The organism is Oleiphilus sp. HI0128 (assembly GCF_001635365.1).
This window is the reverse complement of sequence record NZ_LWGG01000671.1, coordinates 1-648: the sequence shown is the minus strand read 5'-3', so window position 1 is coordinate 648 and position 648 is coordinate 1. Positions and strand designations below refer to the sequence as shown.

Below are 648 nucleotides of genomic sequence, written 5' to 3'. Positions count from 1 at the left end.
TGCTTGAGCGCAGTGTTTGGTCAGAAAAGTGCGTCAGAAAATCCCTGGTGTTGCACTCGGATAATGGTAGCCCAATGAAGAGCTTAACAATGCAAGCAAAAATGCAGGATTTGGGTGTCGCCAGCTCTCGAAGTCGGCCTGGTGTAAGTAATGATAATCCGTTTTCAGAATCACTATTTCGAACCCTGAAGTACTGTCGTCGATGGCCATCTGAGGGATTTAAATCAATCGATGAAGCAAGAACTTGGGTGAAAGAGTTTGTCACTTGGTACAACACAGAGCACCGGCATAGTCGAATTAACTTTGTTACCCCAGAGCAAAGGCACTTAGGTCTGGATGAAGAAATATTATCGAAGAGGGATGAGCTTTATCGCAAGATGAAAAGAAAGAACCAAATAAGGTGGTCAAAAGCTACGCGGAACTGGGAGAAAGTGGGTGACGTTAAGTTGAACCCGGAGAAGGAAAAACAAGCAGCTTAAATGCTCAGGCGACAACTACCTTGAAAAACGCCGCTCACCGACCACTANGGAGATTATGAACACGATAAATAGGAATAAAAAGTATAGAGGAAAAATCCTCAAAGCTCTTCGAACATAAAAGTTTTTAAGATATAGCTTAAAACTCTTTTCCTTGCCTGAAAATAAGCTC

1 protein-coding gene is annotated in these 648 nt (G+C 42.5%); it reads left to right on the top strand.

Annotated elements, in window-relative coordinates; translation table 11 throughout:
* Positions 1 to 479: integrase core domain-containing protein (locus A3763_RS08345; protein ID WP_156495010.1), on the top strand; the 479-nt coding region annotated here is incomplete at its 5' end.
* Positions 480 to 648 lie beyond the last annotated feature (169 nt).